General features: G+C 65.1%; 18 protein-coding genes. 10 read left to right on the forward strand and 8 right to left on the reverse strand.

The window, feature by feature from the left end; translation table 11 throughout:
• Positions 1–47 precede the first annotated feature (47 nt).
• Complete coding sequence (locus E0L17_RS04100; RefSeq protein WP_353652946.1) at positions 48–2,495, forward strand: beta-glucosidase family protein; 2,448 nt, start codon at positions 48–50, stop codon at positions 2,493–2,495.
• Positions 2,496–2,719: 224 nt separating this feature from the next.
• On the opposite strand, the gene leuB is transcribed toward E0L17_RS04100, so the two are convergent.
• From leuB to E0L17_RS11040, 5 genes are all read right to left on the reverse strand, one after another.
• Positions 2,720–3,850, reverse strand: a complete 1,131-nt coding sequence (leuB, locus tag E0L17_RS04105; protein WP_167929985.1) for a 3-isopropylmalate dehydrogenase — start codon at positions 3,848–3,850, stop codon at positions 2,720–2,722.
• A 1-nt stretch (position 3,851) separates the two neighbouring features.
• Entirely contained in the window at positions 3,852–4,358 is a 507-nt protein-coding gene (locus E0L17_RS04110) for a 3-isopropylmalate dehydratase small subunit (protein ID WP_167929986.1), read from the reverse strand.
• Positions 4,359–4,986: 628 nt separating this feature from the next.
• A complete protein-coding gene (leuC, locus tag E0L17_RS04115; RefSeq protein ID WP_167929987.1) occupies positions 4,987–6,249 on the reverse strand; it encodes a 3-isopropylmalate dehydratase large subunit in 1,263 nt (420 codons plus the stop codon).
• The gene (locus tag E0L17_RS04120) at positions 6,250–7,785 is read right to left on the reverse strand and encodes a 2-isopropylmalate synthase (RefSeq protein ID WP_167929988.1); all 1,536 of its coding nucleotides are present in this window, start codon (positions 7,783–7,785) and stop codon (positions 6,250–6,252) included. It lies immediately after the preceding gene.
• A 123-nt stretch (positions 7,786–7,908) separates the two neighbouring features.
• The gene (locus E0L17_RS11040; RefSeq protein WP_286163279.1) at positions 7,909–8,031 is read right to left on the reverse strand and encodes a hypothetical protein; all 123 of its coding nucleotides are present in this window, start codon (positions 8,029–8,031) and stop codon (positions 7,909–7,911) included.
• Positions 8,032–8,434: 403 nt separating this feature from the next.
• On the opposite strand from E0L17_RS11040, the gene E0L17_RS04125 reads away from it, so the two are divergent.
• The 4 genes from E0L17_RS04125 to E0L17_RS04140 all read left to right on the forward strand — a co-directional run bounded on the left by E0L17_RS04125 (position 8,435) and on the right by E0L17_RS04140 (position 11,685).
• Entirely contained in the window at positions 8,435–9,262 is an 828-nt protein-coding gene (locus E0L17_RS04125) for a Cof-type HAD-IIB family hydrolase (protein ID WP_167929989.1), read from the forward strand.
• 281 nt (positions 9,263–9,543) lie between these two features.
• Complete coding sequence (locus E0L17_RS04130; RefSeq protein ID WP_167929990.1) at positions 9,544–10,785, forward strand: radical SAM/SPASM domain-containing protein; 1,242 nt, start codon at positions 9,544–9,546, stop codon at positions 10,783–10,785.
• A 91-nt stretch (positions 10,786–10,876) separates the two neighbouring features.
• Entirely contained in the window at positions 10,877–11,374 is a 498-nt protein-coding gene (locus E0L17_RS04135) for a hypothetical protein (protein WP_167929991.1), read from the forward strand.
• A 53-nt stretch (positions 11,375–11,427) separates the two neighbouring features.
• Positions 11,428–11,685, forward strand: coding sequence for a helix-turn-helix domain-containing protein (locus E0L17_RS04140; protein WP_286163280.1), 258 nt, complete (start codon positions 11,428–11,430; stop codon positions 11,683–11,685).
• Between the two features lie 118 nt (positions 11,686–11,803).
• Here E0L17_RS04140 and nudC read toward each other — a convergent pair whose 3' ends face one another.
• Entirely contained in the window at positions 11,804–12,703 is a 900-nt protein-coding gene (nudC, locus tag E0L17_RS04145; RefSeq protein WP_167929993.1) for an NAD(+) diphosphatase, read from the reverse strand.
• Positions 12,704–12,970: 267 nt separating this feature from the next.
• The gene (locus E0L17_RS04150) at positions 12,971–13,903 is read right to left on the reverse strand and encodes a DMT family transporter (protein WP_167929994.1); all 933 of its coding nucleotides are present in this window, start codon (positions 13,901–13,903) and stop codon (positions 12,971–12,973) included.
• Between the two features lie 120 nt (positions 13,904–14,023).
• On the opposite strand from E0L17_RS04150, the gene E0L17_RS04155 reads away from it, so the two are divergent.
• From E0L17_RS04155 to E0L17_RS04170, 4 genes are all read left to right on the forward strand, one after another.
• Complete coding sequence (locus tag E0L17_RS04155; RefSeq protein ID WP_167929995.1) at positions 14,024–14,293, forward strand: type II toxin-antitoxin system RelB/DinJ family antitoxin; 270 nt, start codon at positions 14,024–14,026, stop codon at positions 14,291–14,293.
• The gene (locus E0L17_RS04160) at positions 14,290–14,589 is read left to right on the forward strand and encodes a type II toxin-antitoxin system RelE/ParE family toxin (RefSeq protein ID WP_167929996.1); all 300 of its coding nucleotides are present in this window, start codon (positions 14,290–14,292) and stop codon (positions 14,587–14,589) included. Before E0L17_RS04155 ends, E0L17_RS04160 begins: the two co-directional genes overlap by 4 nt.
• A 213-nt stretch (positions 14,590–14,802) precedes the next feature.
• Positions 14,803–15,537, forward strand: a complete 735-nt coding sequence (locus E0L17_RS04165) for an iron-sulfur cluster assembly scaffold protein (RefSeq protein ID WP_087315670.1) — start codon at positions 14,803–14,805, stop codon at positions 15,535–15,537.
• A gap of 18 nt (positions 15,538–15,555) precedes the next feature.
• Positions 15,556–16,560, forward strand: a complete 1,005-nt coding sequence (locus E0L17_RS04170; RefSeq protein WP_075278803.1) for a GGGtGRT protein — start codon at positions 15,556–15,558, stop codon at positions 16,558–16,560.
• Positions 16,561–16,708: 148 nt separating this feature from the next.
• On the opposite strand, the gene E0L17_RS04175 is transcribed toward E0L17_RS04170, so the two are convergent.
• Positions 16,709–17,473 carry a transposase gene (locus tag E0L17_RS04175; RefSeq protein ID WP_167929997.1) on the reverse strand — a complete coding sequence of 255 codons (765 nt, stop codon included), beginning with the start codon at positions 17,471–17,473 and terminating at the stop codon, positions 16,709–16,711.
• A 323-nt stretch (positions 17,474–17,796) separates the two neighbouring features.
• Between E0L17_RS04175 and E0L17_RS04180 the strand changes: the two genes are divergently transcribed.
• On the forward strand, positions 17,797–18,231 hold the full coding sequence (locus tag E0L17_RS04180; RefSeq protein WP_167929998.1) for a DUF1893 domain-containing protein: 435 nt from the start codon (positions 17,797–17,799) through the stop codon (positions 18,229–18,231).
• Positions 18,232–18,351: the final 120 nt, after the last annotated feature.

Raw genomic sequence — 18,351 nt, forward strand, 5'->3', positions numbered from 1 at the left:
TCCCTCCATTTTCTACGATTGTCGTAGCGAGAGAAAGGGGACCCACGGTGCACAAGCAGGAGCTCAGGCATGCCGACCTCATCGCGCGCATGTCCAACGAGGAGAAGGCTGCCCTGCTCAGCGGTCGCAACGAGTGGGAAACTTGGCCTCTTGAGCGGCTGGGCATCCCCTCGATCTTCCTTGCCGACGGCCCGCATGGGTTGCGCAAGCAGGCGGGCGCGGGAGACCACCTCGGGCTTAACCCCTCCCTTCCGGCCACATGCTTTCCCACCACGGCAACCGTTGCAAACAGCTGGGACGTTGGCCTTGCCGAGGAAATCGGCTCCGCACTCGGTCAAGAGGCCCGGGCGCTTGGCGTCGACGTGGTGCTCGGTCCCGGTCTCAACATCAAGCGAAGCCCGCTCGGCGGACGAAACTTCGAGTACTTCTCCGAGGACCCCCTGCTCTCGGGCAAGATGGCCGCAGCCTATGTGCGCGGCATCCAGTCCCAGGGGCCATCCGCCTGCCTGAAGCACTTCGCAGTCAACAGCCAGGAGACTTCGCGGATGTCCGTCGATGAGATCGTTGACGAGCGCACGCTGCGCGAGATCTACCTCAGGGGCTTTGAGATTGCCGTTCGCGAAGGTGCCGCACGTTCGATCATGACGAGCTACAACAAGGTGAACGGCACCTACGCAAACGAGAACGAGCACCTCCTCGCAGACATCCTTCGCGACGAGTGGTGCTACGAGGGCGCCGTCATCACCGATTGGGGCGGCTCAAACGACCATGTCCGCGCCATCGCGTGCAGGTCGAACCTCGAGATGCCCACGCCGGGCCTCGACTCCGCGCGACAGGTGCTCGCCGCGCTCGAGAACGGCAGCCTCTCCGAAGACCAGCTCAATCAGTGCGTGGACGACCTACTGGAGCTCGTGCTCCGCTGCTCCGCCGCACGACCACAGAACCCCGAGGATCTTTCCGCTCAAGAGCATAACAAGCTGGCGAGAAGGACCGCGGCAGAGTCCGCCGTCTTGCTCAAGAACGATGCGCGCGAGGGAAAGCCGCTGCTCCCGCTTGACCCCGACGCCACCGTCGCCCTTGTCGGAGACTTTGCCCGCACCCCTCGCTATCAGGGAGCGGGCTCTTCTCTCGTCAATCCGCTCGAGGTGGAGACGATGGAGCGCGAGGCCACGGCGCGCCTTCGCTGCGTTGGATTTGCCCAGGGGTATCGCCGTGGGACAGAGCCGGACGCAGCGCTCGAGGACGAGGCTGTTCAGCTGGCCCGTCAGGCTGACGTGGTCGTCATCTGCATGGGGCTCGACGAGATCAGCGAGGTCGAGGGGATGGACCGGAGACACCTGCGCATCCCCGAGGCCCAGGCAGCACTTCTCGAGAAGCTCGCCGGGGCAAACCCGAATGTCATCGCGATCCTCTCGGGAGGCTCCCCCGTCGAGATGGGATGGGAGAACAGCTGCGCCGCGATTCTGCACGGCTATCTCGGCGGTCAGGCGGGGGCCTCGGCGATGCTCGACGTGCTCACGGGCGCCGTCTGCCCGTCAGGGCATCTTGCCGAGACCTATCCCCTCGCACTTGAGGACACGCCCTGCGCCGACTGCTATCCCGGGCAGGGCCTCGTCGCCCAGCACCGGGAAAGCGTCTTTGTGGGATATCGCTACTACGAAACCACTGACACTCCGGTGCGCTATCCCTTTGGATATGGGCTCAGCTACACGGCCTTCTCGTACTCGTCTCTTGAAATTGAGAATGACCGCGTCCTTATCACGCTGACCAACACGGGCGCGTGCGACGGTGCTGAGGTGGCGCAGGTCTACGGCGAGGCCCCGGCACACGAGGTGTTCAGGCCCCGACGCGAGCTCATCGGCTTCACAAAGGTCTTTCTGCACGCAGGAGAGTCGCGCCGCGTGAGCATCGCCCTCGTCGAGCATGCCTTCGACTATTGGAACGTCAAGACAAGCGCTTGGGAACGGGAACGCGGGAGTCACAGAATACTTGTGGGATCAAGCGTGCGGGACATACGTCTTGAGGGGTCGATTGAGCCCGTTGGCACCGGCGCCCCGGCGCCCTATACATCACGCGAGCTGCCTCACTACTGGTCGGGCGACGTCCATGATGTCACCGATGACGAGTTTGAGGCCCTTCTCGGACGCTCTCTTCCCAGACCCCGCGCAGAGGGTCTGCTCGACATCAACGACTCGGTGGCGCAGATGAGTCGAGCACAAAGCGTCTTGGCGCGCCTCGTCTGGCGGGCCCTGACAAAGCGCATGCAGAAGGCCGAGCAGGAAGGCAGACCCGACCTCAACCTGCTCTTTGTCTACAACATCCCCTTCCGCGCCATCGCCAAGATGACAGGGGGCCAGGTGAGCATGGAGATGGCCGAGGGCCTGCTCGACGCCGTAAACGGACATCTACTGCGAGGGCTGCGCGGGCTCGCCGTCGGATATGTTGCCAACCGCAGGGCCAACCGAGCCTATGAGCGTCATCTCAAGGAGCATTGAGAAAAGCGGGACCGTCACCATCAGCCCTGCCGGATAGCCGCTACGGCGGGAGGCCGAGAAGGTCCGCCGCGAGTTCTTGCCGCAACGCCCAATCCTGCAGGTAGCCCTGCCGGATAGTCGCTACGACGGGAGGCCGAGAAGGTCCGCCGCGAGTTCTTGCCGCGCCCTTTGCGGCAAGCTGTCTGAGCGCCGGACCTTCTCGGCCTCCCGCCAACCCGGAGCGTCTAGCCCAGGGCCTCCACGATCTTGTCGCCCATCGCGGCGGTGCCGAGGACCTTCTCGGCCGGCGTGCTCTCGTCGGCGATGTCCACGGTGCGCCAGCCCTCGTCGAGCACGCGCGTGACCGCGGCGGCCAGCTCGTCGGCGGCGTCGTCCATGCCAAAGCTGTAGCGCAGCATGAGCTCCACCGAGAGAATCTGCGCGATCGGGTTGGCGATGCCCTGGCCGGCGATGTCCGGCGCGGAGCCGTGGCTCGGCTCGTAGAGGGCCGTGCCGTCGCCCAGACTCGCGGAGGCGAGCATGCCGAGCGAGCCCGTGAGCATGGAGGCCTCGTCGGAGAGGATGTCGCCGAAGGTGTTCTCGGTCACGAGCACGTCGAACTGCGCCGGGTTGGTGATGAGCTGCATCGCGGCGTTGTCCACGTACATGTCCTCGAGGCGCACGTCGGGGTACTCGGCGGCGATGTTGTGCGCCACCTCGCGCCACATGCGGGAGGTGTCGAGCACGTTGGCCTTGTCCACGGAGTGCACCACGCCCCTGCGGCGGCGCGCCGCGTCAAAGGCCCAGCGCACCACGCGGTCGACCTCGTACTCGGAGTACTCGAGGATGTCGCGCGCGTACTCGCCGCGCGCGCCGCCCACGCCGGCGCCCTCGACGCCCATCGTGCGCTCGTGGCCGCCAAAGTAGAGGCCGCCCGTGAGCTCACGAACGATGATGAGGTCAACGCCCGTGAGCACCTCGCGCTTGAGCGTGGATGCGTCGATCAGCGCGTCGAACATGCGCACCGGGCGCAGGTTGAGGTAGAGGCCCAGCTCCTTGCGGATGGCGAGAAGCCCCTGCTCGGGACGGACGGCGCCCACGCGCGTGTCGGTCCACTTGGGGCCGCCCACCGCGGCGAGAAGGACGGCGTCGGCCGCCTTTGCCGCCTCGAGCGTCTCGGCCGGCAGCGCCGAGACGGGGCCGCCCGCGGCCTCGGTCGCGTCGATCGCCGCGCCGCCGATCAGGTGGTCCTCGCAGACGAACTCAACGTCGTACTTCTCGCCCAGCGCCGCGAGGACCTTCTTGCCCTCGGCGATGATCTCGGGGCCGATGCCGTCGCCCGGCAGCGTGCAGACGCGATAGGTCGTAGAGGCCATGCTAGTTGCCACCCTTCTGAGCCATGACGCGCTTGGTGCGCGCGACGAGGCCGCCGTCGTTGATGATCTCCTGGATGAACGGAGGGAACGGCTGCGCATGGAAGACGGCGCCCGTCGTCTCGTCAGTGATGGTGCCGGTGTCCGCGTCCACGGAGACCACGTCGCCGTCAGAGATGGCGTCGACGGCCTCGGGGCACTCGAGGATGGGCAGGCCCATGTTGATGGAGTTGCGGTAGAAGATGCGCGCGAAGCTCTTGGCGATGACGCAGGAGACGCCCGCCGCCTTGATGGCCACGGGCGCGTGCTCGCGACTGGAGCCGCAGCCGAAGTTCTCCTCGGCCACGACGATGTCGCCGGGGCCCACGCGGCTCACGAAGGTGGGATCGAGATCCTCGAGGCAGTGCGCGGCAAGCTCTGCCGGGTCGGAGGTGTTGAGGTAGCGTGCCGGGATGATGACGTCGGTGTCGATGTCGCGTCCGTAGCGGAAGACGGTTCCCTTGAACTGCATCGTTGTCCTTTCTGCCAGGTGCCCGGGTCGTGGGACATGCCCCGTGCTCAAACAGTTGCTTCGCAAAACTGCGCGCGGGACATGTCCCACGACCCTGCGCAGCCGAGAAGAACGTGAGGCCGGGAAGGGACCGTCTTGCCGCGGTTCGCGCCATCGCGGGACCTCCACCGGGAGTCTTTGCCGTGGGGCGATTGTAGCGCGCGTCTCAGCCTAACCAAACGTAAAGGGGGACGGGTTCTTCGAGCTGAAACGGAATTCTGCCTCGCTCGGGTCGATATCTCCCCCGGGGCGCCGCGCGCGGAGTCGAACCCGCCGTCCTTCTCGCCAGTCCCTTCATCTAGCGAGACTCCATATGATTCATATATTTATTACATGGAAAAGCATGTAGGAACTGGGTCGCATCGACCGAATTCCGGCTGGAGACATGAGTTGCTACATGATTTTTCATGTAATAAATATCTTAATTAAGAAGAGTGCCGGGCGAGGCGGCCCAGGGCACGGGGCGGGACGCCGGGCGAGGCAACCGTCTCAGCGCACGAGAAGAACGTGGACGCAGAGAAGCCCCGTCTCCGCTACGGACGAGCCGCGAGGGCGGCTCTGGAGCGGGGCCGGGGCTCCCGGAGGTGACTTACAGGTCCGACGGCAGGGCGATGTGGCCCGCCACAGCGGACGCGGCCGCGACGGCCGGGCTCGCGAGGTAGACCTCGGACGTCGGGTCACCCATGCGGCCAACGAAGTTGCGGTTGGTGGTGGAGACGCAGCGCTCCCCCGCCGCGAGGATGCCCATGTAGCCGCCGAGGCACGGGCCGCACGTGGGCGTGGACACCACGCAGTGCGCGTTGATAAAGATGTCCATCAGGCCCTCGTGGACGCACTCGAGCCAGACCCCCTGCGTCGCGGGGATCACGATGCAGCGCACGCCATCGGCGACGGTGCGTCCGCAGAGGACGTCGGCCGCGGCGCGCATGTCCTCGATCCGTCCGTTGGTGCATGAGCCAATGACCACCTGGTCGATCTTGATGTCACGGCTCTCGGCCACGGGGTGCGTGTTGGAGGGCAGGTGCGGCCAGGCGACGGTGGGCACCACGTCGGCGGCGTCGATGTGGATGACCTGCTTGTAGGCCGCGTTGGGATCGGGGTGGTACTCGACGATGGGACGCTGCGAGCGACGGCTCACGTACTCGCGGCACTTGTCGTCGACCTCGAAGAGGCCCGCCTTGCCGCCGGCCTCGATGGCCATGTTGGCGATGGTGAGGCGGCCCTCCACGGAGAGCGCCTCGATCGTGGAGCCCGCGAACTCCATCGCACAGTAGAGGGCGCCGTCCACGCCGATCTTGCCGATGACGTGGAGGATGATGTCCTTGGCCGAGGCTCCCTCGGGCAGCTCGCCCTCGACCTCGATGCGGATGGTCTCGGGGACCTTGAACCACGCGCGTCCGGTGGCCATGCCCACGCCGGCGTCCGTGGAGCCCACGCCGGTGGAGAAGGCACCGATGCCGCCGTAGGTGCAGGTGTGGGAGTCGGCGCCAATCACGAGGTCGCCGGGCACCACGATGCCGCGCTCGGGAAGAAGCGCGTGCTCGATGCCCATGCAGCCCTGCTCGTAGTAGTGCGTGATCTGGTACTCGTGGGCAAAGTCGCGGGTGACCTTGGTCTGCTCGGCGCTCTTGATGTCCTTGTTGGGGGCATAGTGGTCGGGCACGAGGCAGATCTTGTCCTTGTCGAAGACGCCGGCGCCAATCTCGCGCACGGTCTTGATGGCGATAGGGGCGGTGATGTCGTTGGCGAGAACGAGGTCGAGGTCGCACTCGACGAGCTGCCCGGGGACGACCTCCTCAAGCCCCGCGTGGGCGGCGAGGATCTTCTCGGCCATGGTCTGGGGACGTGCCATTTACTTGCCCTCCTTCGAGCGAGCGGTCTGGATCATGCGGTTGATGGCGTTCACGTAGGCCTTGGCGCTGGAGACGATGATGTCGTTGTCGGCGCCGCGGCCGGTGTAGACCTTGCCGTCCTCGGCCGTGATGCGCACCGTGACCTCGCCGATGGCGTCGATGCCGCGGGTGATGGCCTTGACGGAGAACTCCGCGAGGTCGCCGTGGACCGCCACGACCTTGTCGATGGCCTGGTAGGCGGCGTCGACGGGGCCGGTGCCGGTGGCGGCCACCACGTGGCTCACGCCCAGCTCGTCCGTGATGGTGGCCGTGGCCGTGGGAATCAGCGGGTCGCCGCAGGAGACCTGGAGGGCGTCGAGCGTGTAGACGGCCGCGACGTCGCGCTGGCGCTCCTGGACCATGGACTCGAGGTCCTCGTCGTAGACCTCCTTCTTCTGGTCCGCGATCTCCAAGAAGCGCTGGTAGACCTCGTCGAACTCGGTGTCCTCGAAGGTGTAGCCGAGCTCGGCCAGGCGGTGGCGCAGCGCGGCGTGGCCGGAGCGCGCCGAGAGGATGATCTCGGAGCCGGCGGCACCCACGTCGGCGGGGTCAATGATCTCGTAGGTGTTGCGGGCCTTGAGGACGCCGTCCTGGTGGATGCCCGAGGAGTGCGCGAAGGCGTTGGCGCCCACGATGGCCTTGTTGGCCTGGACGCTCATGCCCGTGATGCGGCTGACGAGGTGGCTCGCGCGGGTGAGCTCCTGGGTCACGATGTCGGTGTGGGCGTCAAGCTCCTCGCCGTGCATCTTGATGGCCATGACCACTTCCTCGAGCGCGGTGTTGCCGGCGCGCTCGCCCAGGCCGTTGATCGTGCACTCGATCTGGCGGGCGCCGTTCTTGACGCCCTGGAGGGCGAGCGCCGTGGCCATGCCGAGGTCGTTGTGCGTGTGCACGGAGATGATGACGTCCTCGATGCCGATGACGTTGTCCGCGAGGCCCTTGATGCGGCGACCGAAGTCCTCGGGCAGCTGGTAGCCCGTGGTGTCGGGAATGTTCACGACGGTGGCGCCGGCCTTCACGACGGCCTGGATCACGCGCTCGAGGAAGGCCTGGTCGGCGCGGCCGGCGTCCTCGGCGTAGAACTCGACGTCCTCGACGTACTTCTTGGCGTACTCCACGCAGTGGATGGCCCGCTCGACGCACTCGTCCTCGGTGATGCGCAGCTTGTCGCGCAGGTGGGAGGGCGACACGCCGATGCCGGTGTGGATGCGCGGGCGCTTGGCGGTGGCCAGCGCCTCGGCCGCGCGGTCGATGTCCTTCTCGACCGCGCGCGTGAGGCCGCACACGACGCAGTCGTCGCCGGCGATGCGGCCAATCTCCTGCACGGAGCGGAAGTCGCCCGGCGAGGAGATGGGGAAGCCCGCCTCGATGACGTCCACGCCCATGCGGATGAGCTGCTGGGCGATGACGAGCTTCTCCTCGGTGTTCATTGACGCGCCGGGGCTCTGCTCGCCGTCGCGCAGGGTGGTGTCAAAGATGTGAATCTTCCTGGTCATGTGAGTGCCTTTCTCCGATGCCTTCGTGGGGAGGGCCGCAGGGCGGCGGGGCTGAGCACAAAAAGTGCCCCGTCCCCTCAGGGAGACGGCGGCACAGCTGGCGCGCGCAGGGGTGTGCTAACCCTAGCGCGCGCTGGTTAGGTCGAGTAGGTTGGCCTTGGCAAGCAGGAGGTCCCGGCTGCCGAGAAGCACGAGCGCGGACGCGCGCTCGGTAACTCGAATGACAGCAGCCCCATGCCGTACCATTGCCGGACCCCCTTGATGGTCGAGCGCCCCCAGCGGACGCGATACGTCGCACTATGCCATAGATGACGCTACGGTCCGGATAAGGATTCGGACCCGAAACAATCGATTCCGCGGACGGCGCGCGGCGGCGGACGGGCGGCGGGTTCTTCTCGCCACGCGCGCTGCCTCTCCTCTCCTTCCCTCTCCCCTTCCTCCCCTCCTCTCGAGTTTGCACGAGCAAACGCGGCGCGCAATTTGGCCCCATCGATGACCGTCACTGCGTTTCTGCTGGTAGATAGAGTAATGGTGAACATGGGGCACCTATGGCCGTCGGAGTTTGCACGAGCAAACGTGGCGGGGCTCGCCATCTGGCGCCAGACGGAGTACCCTGAGCGGGTCAGAACGCCCCTGTCAGGGAGGAACCATGTACCGCCTCATCGCCGCCGACCTTGACGAGACGCTGCTCGACTCCGGCCATCACGTGCCCGAGCGCGTCCGCGCCGCCATCTCCGCCGCCCGCGAGCTCGGCGTGCGCTTCGTCCCCGCGACGGGGCGACCCTTCGCCTCGGTGGCAGGCACGCTCGACGAGCTGGGCCTCTCCGACATGCCGGGCGAGTATGTCCTCTCCTTCAACGGCGGTGTCATCACCGAGAACTCCCGACCTGCGCCGCTCACCTCATGCGGACTCGACGCGCGTCGCGCCGCGGAGCTCTACGCGTTCGGCGCCCGACGCGGGTTCTGCATGCACCTCTACACGCTTGACCACGTCTACGTGAGCAACTACCTCCCCGAGGAGCGCGCCTACATCGGCGGGCGCATGAACATCGTCGAGACGGACGAGAAGGACCTGGGCTTTCTCGCCCGAACCGGGGAGCGCGTGGTCAAGCTCCTCTTCATGAGCCTCGACATGGACCTTCTGCGCTCAACCGCCGACGAGCTTGCTGACCTGGGCCTCACGGAGGGACTCGAGGTCGTCTATTCCTCGAACCGCTACCTCGAGTTCAACGCCCCGGGCATCAACAAGGGCGCCGGGCTGCTCGAGCTCGCGCGGATACTCGGCATCCCGCCCGAGGAGACGATGGCAATCGGCGACAGCTCTAACGACATCCCCATGATCCGTGCCGCCGGCCTTGGCGTGGCCGTGGCGAATGCGACGGACGAGACCAGGGCTGCCGCGGACTACGTTTGCCGAGACAACAACGACGCTGGCGGAGTGGCGGAGGCAATTGAGAAGTTTGTCCTTCGCGCATAGAGCGCGCAACCGTTCGCTCGGAGATGCCCGCCAGCGCTCACTTTTCTAACGCTTAGGTGACCATAAGCTCACGGTATGCCATCCCCCGTCACAAAAATGTGGTAGGGGGTATGTCTCCCATCCCCTTAGTTATCTTTTTATAAATAACTATCTTAATCTTCAATATGACAATGAGGAATATTTTCCAAGATGTTTGTACCGTTAACAGAAAAGTACTTAAACCTATATATTGACCCCGTATCATAATAAACATCATATCCGGCACCATCGGAGGAGGGGACATGAGACTTGCCGACCACGTCGAGCTCTTCTCTCTGGGAGACATCCCCATGGCGGGCAACCTGGAGACGGGCGGGGTCATCGGACTCACGGGCGCGGGCGAGGCGCTCTGCCGGAAGATGTCAGAGCACGACGTTGCGGCGGACGGGGTTCCCGCCGAATGCGAGTCGCTCGTAGAGCACCTGCGACGTGGGGGCTACCTCGCCTCCCCGGAATGTTCCACGACGCGGCGCGAACGCGTGCGCTCCGCATACCTGCACGTTACGCAGCGCTGCAACCTTCGCTGCAGGTTCTGCTACTCGGAAGGCGACGACAGGAACCTCCTGCCTGACCCCTCGGCCGAGCACCTGGACAGGGCAATCGGGATGCTTGCCTCGCTTGGGACGGAGCGCCTCGTCATCTCGGGCGGTGAGCCGTTCCTCCGGGACGACCTCCCCGACATCGCCCGCGCCGCCGCCACTGCGGGGATCGAGGAGATAGTCGTTCTCACCAACGGACTGCTCGTCAGCGAGAAGAACGTGACGCCGCTTGCCGGCGTCGTGAGCTGCATTGGCGTCGCGTTCGACGGGTGCTCGCAGGACGCCGACGCCCACCTGCGTGGGGAGCAGAACTTCGACCGGCTTGCTGCCGCAATCAAGGCGATCCGCACGGCGAGAATCGCAGCGCGGGTCCTCCCGACGATTCACGGGCGCAACCTCGAGGACATGGACCGCTATCGGGACGTCGCGCGCAAGCTGGGCGCAAGCGTGGGGTTCAGCATGCTCACCGCTCCCCTCTCCGAGCTCGGAGAGTTTACGATCAACGACGATCAGCTCGCCGACCTGGGCCGTACCACCGCCGATGACGGGCTCGACTACGGGGACGACCTGCCTGGGGGAGGTTCGCTCGGGGTCCGCAGGTCCTGCGGCGCGGGCGTCCGAACACTCAGCGTTGCCGCGGACGGAACGGTCTACCCCTGCCACATGCTGCACGACCGTCGCCTCGCCATGGGCAACGCCTTTTCCGACGATGCCGAGAAGATCATGGGCGGTGAGGTCGCGCGCCAGTTTGCCGGGCTCGACGCCAGGAAGTTCGATCGCTGTGACGCCTGCAGCCGGCGTCCGATGTGCGGTGGAGGGTGCCGCGCGCGGGCGCTCATGTCCACGGGCAGCCTCGCCGGATGCGACCCGTACTGCGCGCTCCCGAGCGCGTACTACGACCGCCTTGGCGAGCGCCTGCGGCAGCGATTCTCCGAAGGGAGGTGATTCACATGCTGTTTGAGATTGAGGGACGCACTCCCATTTGCTTCGAATTTGCAGGAATTAGCATCGGCGTGTAACGGAAGGGATGATTAACATGCCTGAGCCTCTTAAGACTGAATACCTTCGCGCAAAAAGAGCTGCCCGAGCAGGCTCGATTGTTATGTATGCATTAGCCGGCTTTGAAGGCATTGTCTTAGCTGTATATCTCACAAGCCTCATCCAAGTTGAGAGTCCTCTGCAATCGCTATCCTGGTGGTTAATCAGCATCTTAGGAATTTGCTCATCAGCAGCAGCGACACTATTACTTGCACGATTTTTCAGTCAGTTCTCTCGCGGTAAGACTCCATTTGGACGGAGGCAATTTAACCGGCTGCTCTTTGCTGCCATGTGTTTAGTCATTAGGGGAATAGCTGATTGTCGACCATCCTCTGCCCTATACCAATCCACCCTTCCTGATGGTTCTTCCATTTCTCTCGCACCAGCAGCAACGCTTGACCTCAAAGTCGTCGTGATGGTCGTCTTTCTCGTCTGCCTTGCGATGGTCGTTCGGTATGGAGATGCCCTCAAGGAAGATTCCGACGCTTTCGTTTAGTATTGTTAGACGAAATGAACGCCGTTCTGGAGGTGAAAAAGTTGCCTATCGTCATGCGACTTGACCGTGTCATGGCCGAGAGAAAGATCACGTCGACGGAGCTTGCCAAGAGAGTTGGCACCTCCACGGTCAACCTCTCCAACATCAAGAACGGCCACATCAGGGGAATGCGCTTCTCCACGCTTGAGGCCCTCTGCCAGGTCCTCAACTGCAAGCCGGGGGACATCATCGACTACATGACCCCCGAGGAGGAGCAGGCCGAGCGCACCCTCGGCGAGATCCGCGAGAGGAACTACGAGAAGCGAGGCTAGCGGTTAGTCACTCTTCTTGCTCCGGCATGCCACGCGCCGCACTGCCCCGCTCGCACACCCTCGGCGAGCGACGGTGGTGCGGCGCCTCGTTCTTCTCGCCAGTCCGCAGCCAGGGGGGCTACTCCCAGGCAGCCCGCCCCATGAGGCGGAAGCGCTCGATCATCTCCCCGGTCATGCTCGCGCGGTCGCCCGCGCGCTCCGGGGGAATCTCGTCACGCCTGAACCAGCAGGCCTCCTTGAGCTCTGAGTGGTCCACGCGCAGGGCGTCATCGCCGTCCACCTCGCACCAGAAGCCGACCATGAGCGTGTCGGTGAAGCTCCAGGGCTGGCTCTTGTAGAAGCGCAGGTTCTTGACGGAGAGCCCGACCTCCTCCATGACCTCGCGACGAACGGTCCCCTCGAGAGGCTCGCCGATCTCGGTGAACCCGGCGACGAGAGCCCAGAGCGCGGTGGTCCTCCCCGCGTAGCGCGTGAGCACGATGCGATCGTCCGCGGGGTCCTCGCCGCGGCTCACCACCGCGCAGATGACGCCCGGGCAGATCTTGGGGTACACGATCCTGGCGCACTCGGGGCACACGATTTCCCGGCTCGCGGGCGCAAGCTCCGTCGGCGCGCCGCAGCGGCCGCAGTAGCGGTTCTCTCGGTACCACCGGTCCAGCTGGGACGCCGTGGCAGCGGCAAAGAGCAGGTGCTGCGGCTCGGCCCGGCGCAGCCAGTTGACGGACTCGTACGTGAAGCCTGCCGGCGTCGCCACCCTGTCGTCGAGGACGAGGAAGAACCGCTCCTCCCCGAGCGAGAAGAGATACGTCATGTGGGCGGGCCTGCGCGGGTAGTCCGCCAGACGCGGAAGCTCGATCTCCTCCCCCGCGTCCCCCGCATCGGCGTCGGTCCCGCCCACGTGCGTCACGTGGGTGAGGCAGCCGCCCTCGCGGAAGTGCAGGACATAGGAGCCGGCAGCCGGCTCATGCGGCTCGAAGTGGTTGTCGAAGACGTGCTCGGCGCCAAACTCCTGAATCATGGCCTCTCCCGTCAGTCGAAGATGCGTACAGGATAGCCCTGGTCCGCGTTGAGAAGAACAGGGTTGTGGCAGCTCTTGGCGAATTCACGTTGCCGATATGGCAGTTATGGCAGCGGCGCGGAGACGCGACCTGCGGTTCTTCTCGCCCTCGCTGCGGAAAAGGGGGTCGTGGCAGCGCGAATGCTGCCACGGCCCCACATTCGACAGCGCGGCCCCGCGGCCGTCTGCCAGAACCCCGGAAGCCGCAACGCGCGCCGCGGCCCGGCGTTACCCCCGCGCGCGGCGCCTGACGCCGAGCTCACTCACGAGCACGGCAACGAAGATCGTGCCAAAGCCGAGCGCGATCCGAGGCGTGACGAGCTCGTGGTAGAAGAGCACGCTCGCCACCACGGCAAAGACGCTCTCCAGCGAGAGCAGGAGCGACGCCTGCGCGGGAGGCACGTGCGCCTGGCCGAGGTTCTGGAACACCATGCACACGCAGGACGAGAGCAGTACCAGATATGCCAGGGAGAACCAGGTGTCCGGGGAGGCGAAGACTGCAGGGGCGGGCGGCGTCTCCAGCACGAGCGCCGTTCCGAGCGCGACCACGGCGCTCACGGCGAGCTGGACCACCGTGAGCGTCATCACGTCGTGCGCCGACGAGAAGCGCGCCACGAGCACGATGTGCACGGCGAAGAGCACCGCCGCCACGAGCGTCATCCAGTCGCCGCCGCTCATGATGAGCGAGAGGTCGTCGCCGAGCGCGACCAGCCCCACGCCCACGATGGCGAGAACCGCCGCGAGCACGTTGCCCCCATCGGGACGCCGCCGCGTGACCAGCCAGTTTATGAACGGCGTCATCACGCAGTAGGTGGCCGTGAGGAAGGCGTTCCTGCCCGGCGTGGTGTCATCGAGGCCGATGTTCTGCACCACGAAGGCCGCCCCGGACGCCAGGCCCAGGATCGCGCCCATGGCGAGGTGGCTCCCGTCGAGGTTGTCCCGCAGGCGCCGCCAGAAGAGCGCGCCCACGATGACGGCTGACGCGGCAAAGCGTATGCCCATGAGCCACGCGGGCGGGATGTTGTCCAGCGTGTCCTTCATCACCACGAACGAGCCGCCCCAGATGGCGGCGCAGGCGGCGAGGGAGAGCTTCCAGGCCCACTGGGGCACGGCGGCCTCCCCATGCCGCGTGCCCGGGCCGATGTTCTTCTCGGTATCCATGGTGGGAAAGTATAGCGCCGACCAGCTGTGCGGACGCCCGCGCTCACCAATTGGAAATGGATAGAATCGTGCGATTCTGGTTATACATATAGTGATGCCAATACTACAAAGGAGCTACAAATGACGAGCTATGCCATTCGCGTCGACGAGGACCTCAAGGAAGGCGCCGCGAACGTCGCCCGGAGCTTCGGGCTTGACCTCGCGTCGGTGACGCGCGCGTTCTGGACCTACATGGTCCGCACCGGCTCCATCCCCATCACCTTTGACGGCGAGCAGCCCAACGAGGAGTCCCTCGAGGCCATCCGAGAGACCGAGGAGATCTTTGCGGCCCACGTCCCGGGAACCGGGTACAAGAACGCCCGGGAGCTTCTCGAGGCGGCGATGCAATGATGGGAAGGCTCGAGGCCAAGTTCGACCCCAAATTCTCCCGCGACCTCAAGCGACTTGAGAGGAAGAATGTCGACCCCTTTGCCCTTGAGCACGTCATCAATCTCATCCTCTCCAACACCCTCCCCGCCCGGCAGGAGCTCGTCCGCAGGCACAACATGCACCGGCTCGCCGGGCAGTGGGCGGGCTCCAACGAGTGCCACGTCTGCAACGCCGGGGACTGGCTGCTCGTATGGGCCGTGCGCGACAACCTCGCCGTCTTCCAGCGCACGGGCACGCATCGGGAGATCTTCCGCTAGGCGCCCGCCCGCAGCAGACAGGGCCCGCGGGGCGAGAAGAACGTCCGCCCGCGGCAGATTCGTGACGCTGCGGCCTTCTCGCCCTGCCATTTTGCCGTAAACTTATGGACGGGCTGCCCATTGGGCCGCCGCATGGCTCTGGCCGGTCTGAGGGGACCGGTTCGTTCGCGCCGGGGCATGGCACCGGCACAGATTCATGGAGAGGAGCAATACATGCAGTATTCCGCAGAAGTCGAGAATATGTGCCCCGTCGCCAAGGGCGCATATCACGGCCCCGCGCCCATCCCCGAGGAGGGCAAGTGGGTCCAGGCCAAGGAGATCAAGGACATCTCCGGCCTCACGCACGGCGTGGGCTGGTGCGCGCCCCAGCAGGGTGCCTGCAAGCTCACCCTTAACGTCAAGGAGGGCGTCATCGAGGAGTGCCTCGTCGAGACCCTCGGCTGCTCCGGCATGACCCACTCGGCGGCCATGGCTTCCGAGATCCTCCCGGGCAAGACCATCCTCGAGGCCCTGAACACCGACCTCGTCTGCGACGCCATCAACGTGGCCATGCGCGAGCTGTTCCTCCAGATCGTCTACGGCCGCTCCCAGACCGCCTTCTCCGAGGACGGCCTGCCCGTCGGCGCCTCCCTCGACGACCTCGGCAAGGGCCTGCGCACGCAGGTCGGCACCATGTTCGGCACCAAGGCCAAGGGCGCCCGTTACCTCGAGCTCGCCCAGGGCTACGTCACCCGCATGGCGCTCAACGAGAACAACGAGATCATCGCCTTCGAGTTCCTGAACCTCGGCAAGTTCACCGAGGCCCTCAAGGCCGGCAAGACCCCCGAGGACGCCATCGCCGGCGCCATGGGTCACTACGGCCAGTGGGAGAACGCCGCCAAGTACATCGATCCGCGCACGGACGAGGAGACCCACACGGTCGCCAACGTCTTCCCCGTTCACGAGTAGAAAGGGAGGGAAAACCAAATGGCAGTTTCGTTTGAGGGCTATGAGCGCCGCATCGACAAGATCAACAAGGTGCTCGCTGAGAACGGCATCTCCTCCCTCGAGGAGGCCGAGCAGATCTGCCTCGACAAGGGCGTGAACCCGCGCGAGATCGTCGAGGGCGTCCAGTCCATCGCGTTCGAGAACGCCAAGTGGGCTTACGTCTGCGGCTGCGCCATCGCCATCAAGAAGGGCGCCAAGAGCGCCTCTGAGGCCGCCGCCATGATCGGCGAGGGCCTCCAGGCCTTCTGCGTCCCCGGCTCCGTCGCCGAGGACCGCAAGGTCGGCAAGGGCCACGGTGACCTCGGCGCCATGCTCCTCGGTGACGACACCGAGTGCTTCGCCTTCCTGGCCGGCCACGAGTCCTTCGCCGCCGCCGAGGGCGCCATCGGCATCGCGCTCAACGCCAACAAGGCCCGCAAGAAGCCGCTGCGCGTCATCCTGAACGGCCTCGGCAAGGACGCCGCCCAGATCATCGCCCGCATCAACGGCTTCACCTACGTGAAGACCCAGTTCGACTACTTCACCGGCGAGCTCAACATCGTCGAGAAGATCCCGTACTCCGATGGTCCGCGCGCCGAGGTCAACTGCTACGGCGCCGACGACGTCCGCGAGGGCGTTGCCATCATGTGGCACGAGAACGTCGACATCTCCATCACCGGCAACTCCACCAACCCGACGCGCTTCCAGCACCCGGTTGCCGGCACCTACTTCAAGGAGCGCGTGCTCGCCGGCAAGAAGTACTTCTCCGTCGCCTCCGGCGGCGGCACCGGCCGCACCCTGCACCCGGACAACATGGCCGCCGGCCCCGCCTCCTACGGCATGACCGACACCATGGGCCGCATGCACTCCAGCGCCCAGTTCGCCGGCTCCTCCTCGGTGCCCGCGCACGTCGACATGATGGGCCTCATCGGCATGGGCAACAACCCCATGGTCGGTGCGACCGTCGCCTGCGCCGTCGCCGTCAACGCCGCTCTCAACGAGTAGCGCGCCGCGCCACTGGCGCCGCGCCACTGGCGTCAGGTTTATTTGGCACAGGGGCCGTCACCTTCGGGTGGCGGCCCCTTTCGCATGCCAACGTGCCAGTGTCACGCCAGTAGCGTCAGGTTTATTTGGCATGCCAGTGGCGTCAGGTTTATTTGGCACGCGCCGTCACACGCTCAACCACGCCTCTCCCCACCCCAGTAAGCCGCTCGACGGCCCTCGCAGACAGGCCCGAACCTCTCAGCAGCCTCAGCGCCTCGTCCCTCCTCTCCTGCGGAAGCGCCTTCACCTTGCCGGGATCTCCGAGGCCGGCGTCATCCAGCAGTCCACGGGCCGCGATTACAACCTCGTCCGTTCCACGACAAAGCCCCATCGGGGCATAGGGCTCCACCCCCTTGGCGTCGTCCCGGCAAAGCTCCACAAACCCCGACTGGCCGCCAAGCATTTCAAGGACGAGGGAGGTGTCGGCGACCTCGACCCTCGGCACACCGCCGGCATACTCTCGATAGCTGCTCCAGTCGTACTGCTCCGCCGAGCAGATTCCCGCCCTCTCCGGATTGAGGTGAAGATACCTGACGGCAGCGAGCAGATATCGCTCGCCCTCTATCGGGGCGCTCGAGAATCTCCCCTGAAAGACATGCCCCACATGTCCCGTCCTACAATTGAATCGCCTTGCATAGCTCGTGAGCACGCGTTGCATGACATCGCTGAGACTCTGCTCGCAATCGAGCAGGATGAGATGAACGTGGTTGGGCATGAGACACCATCCAAGGATGTCAACACCCGCCCGCCTTGCGCTCTCGCCCAACGTGGTAATAAATGACATCCGATCGGCATCATCCTCAAAGATGAGCTGCCGACCACTCCCCCGCGATACAACGTGGTAGATTCCCGACTCCGAGACGGCCCGTGCCATGCGCCCCCCTTACCTTCGACCTGCTCCAAGGGTATGACTCGACACGCATCCTCTCCCTCTCGTTCTCTAATTCATAATTTATCTATTTCGTTAAGGAGATAACTGATAGATAACTGTAAGTAAAGGTCAGTCACGTGCTTTTCTGTGCACAGGACGCTCAAACAAACGCGCCAAACAAACCTGACGCCAGTGGCATGCCAAATAAACCTGACGCCAATGGCATAGGTGGTATCGGTTTCGGCGAACGGCGTTGCGGGCGGCCGCCGTTGTGGTACAGTACCCGCTTGATCTGAATTCACCCGCGGACTGGGAGGATTGAAGACATGGACGCCACCGACCTCGACCTTGCACGTGCCCTGCTCATCGCCAACAAGGACGCCACCCTCGTGGCCGTTCGCGGTGACGAGATCGTCGTCTGCCACGAGCGCGGCGTGAAGCCGCTCCTCAAGATGATCGCCGAGGGCCGCAGCCTCAAGGGCTTCTCCGTCGCCGACAAGGTCGTCGGCAAGGCCCCTGCGCTCCTCTATGCCGTGCTCGGACCTGAGGCGGTCTTCTCCCCCGTCATGTCCTGGACCGGTCGCGCGGTCCTTCTCGCCGCCGGCATCTTCGTCAGCCACGACGTCCTCGTGCCCCACATCAGCAACCGCGCCAAGAGCGGTCAGTGCCCCATGGACGAGTCCGTCACCAACGTCTGGGAGCCCTACGAGGCCGTCGACGTCCTCAAGGAGCGCGCCCGCCAGATGGCGCTCATGGCGTAGCACCTCACGCCTCACACAAGACGAGCGCGGGGCGAGAAGAACGTTCTTCTCGCCCCGCGCTTTGTGCCACTGGCGTCAGGTTTATTTGGCACGCGAAGCAAGCGTGCCAAATAAACCTGA

It is taken from the genome of Olsenella sp. SW781 (genome assembly GCF_012027725.1).
GTDB lineage: Bacteria > Actinomycetota > Coriobacteriia > Coriobacteriales > Atopobiaceae > Thermophilibacter.

Excerpts from the sequence above, each read along its gene's own strand:
- E0L17_RS11040 (WP_286163279.1), bottom strand. The coding sequence starts at position 8,031 with ATGGTACGGCATGGGGCTGCTGTCATTCGAGTTACCGAGCGCGCGTCC.
- E0L17_RS04155 (WP_167929995.1), top strand. The coding sequence starts at position 14,024 with ATGACGAGCTATGCCATTCGCGTCGACGAGGACCTCAAGGAAGGCGCC.
- E0L17_RS04130 (WP_167929990.1), top strand. The coding sequence starts at position 9,544 with ATGAGACTTGCCGACCACGTCGAGCTCTTCTCTCTGGGAGACATCCCC.
- E0L17_RS04150 (WP_167929994.1), bottom strand. The coding sequence starts at position 13,903 with ATGGATACCGAGAAGAACATCGGCCCGGGCACGCGGCATGGGGAGGCC.
- E0L17_RS04170 (WP_075278803.1), top strand. The coding sequence starts at position 15,556 with ATGGCAGTTTCGTTTGAGGGCTATGAGCGCCGCATCGACAAGATCAAC.
- E0L17_RS04165 (WP_087315670.1), top strand. The coding sequence starts at position 14,803 with ATGCAGTATTCCGCAGAAGTCGAGAATATGTGCCCCGTCGCCAAGGGC.
- leuB (WP_167929985.1), bottom strand. The coding sequence starts at position 3,850 with ATGGCCTCTACGACCTATCGCGTCTGCACGCTGCCGGGCGACGGCATC.
- E0L17_RS04140 (WP_286163280.1), top strand. The coding sequence starts at position 11,428 with ATGCGACTTGACCGTGTCATGGCCGAGAGAAAGATCACGTCGACGGAG.
- E0L17_RS04160 (WP_167929996.1), top strand. The coding sequence starts at position 14,290 with ATGATGGGAAGGCTCGAGGCCAAGTTCGACCCCAAATTCTCCCGCGAC.
- E0L17_RS04120 (WP_167929988.1), bottom strand. The coding sequence starts at position 7,785 with ATGACCAGGAAGATTCACATCTTTGACACCACCCTGCGCGACGGCGAG.
- leuC (WP_167929987.1), bottom strand. The coding sequence starts at position 6,249 with ATGGCACGTCCCCAGACCATGGCCGAGAAGATCCTCGCCGCCCACGCG.
- E0L17_RS04110 (WP_167929986.1), bottom strand. The coding sequence starts at position 4,358 with ATGCAGTTCAAGGGAACCGTCTTCCGCTACGGACGCGACATCGACACC.
- nudC (WP_167929993.1), bottom strand. The coding sequence starts at position 12,703 with ATGATTCAGGAGTTTGGCGCCGAGCACGTCTTCGACAACCACTTCGAG.
- E0L17_RS04180 (WP_167929998.1), top strand. The coding sequence starts at position 17,797 with ATGGACGCCACCGACCTCGACCTTGCACGTGCCCTGCTCATCGCCAAC.
- E0L17_RS04125 (WP_167929989.1), top strand. The coding sequence starts at position 8,435 with ATGTACCGCCTCATCGCCGCCGACCTTGACGAGACGCTGCTCGACTCC.
- E0L17_RS04175 (WP_167929997.1), bottom strand. The coding sequence starts at position 17,473 with ATGGCACGGGCCGTCTCGGAGTCGGGAATCTACCACGTTGTATCGCGG.
- E0L17_RS04135 (WP_167929991.1), top strand. The coding sequence starts at position 10,877 with ATGCCTGAGCCTCTTAAGACTGAATACCTTCGCGCAAAAAGAGCTGCC.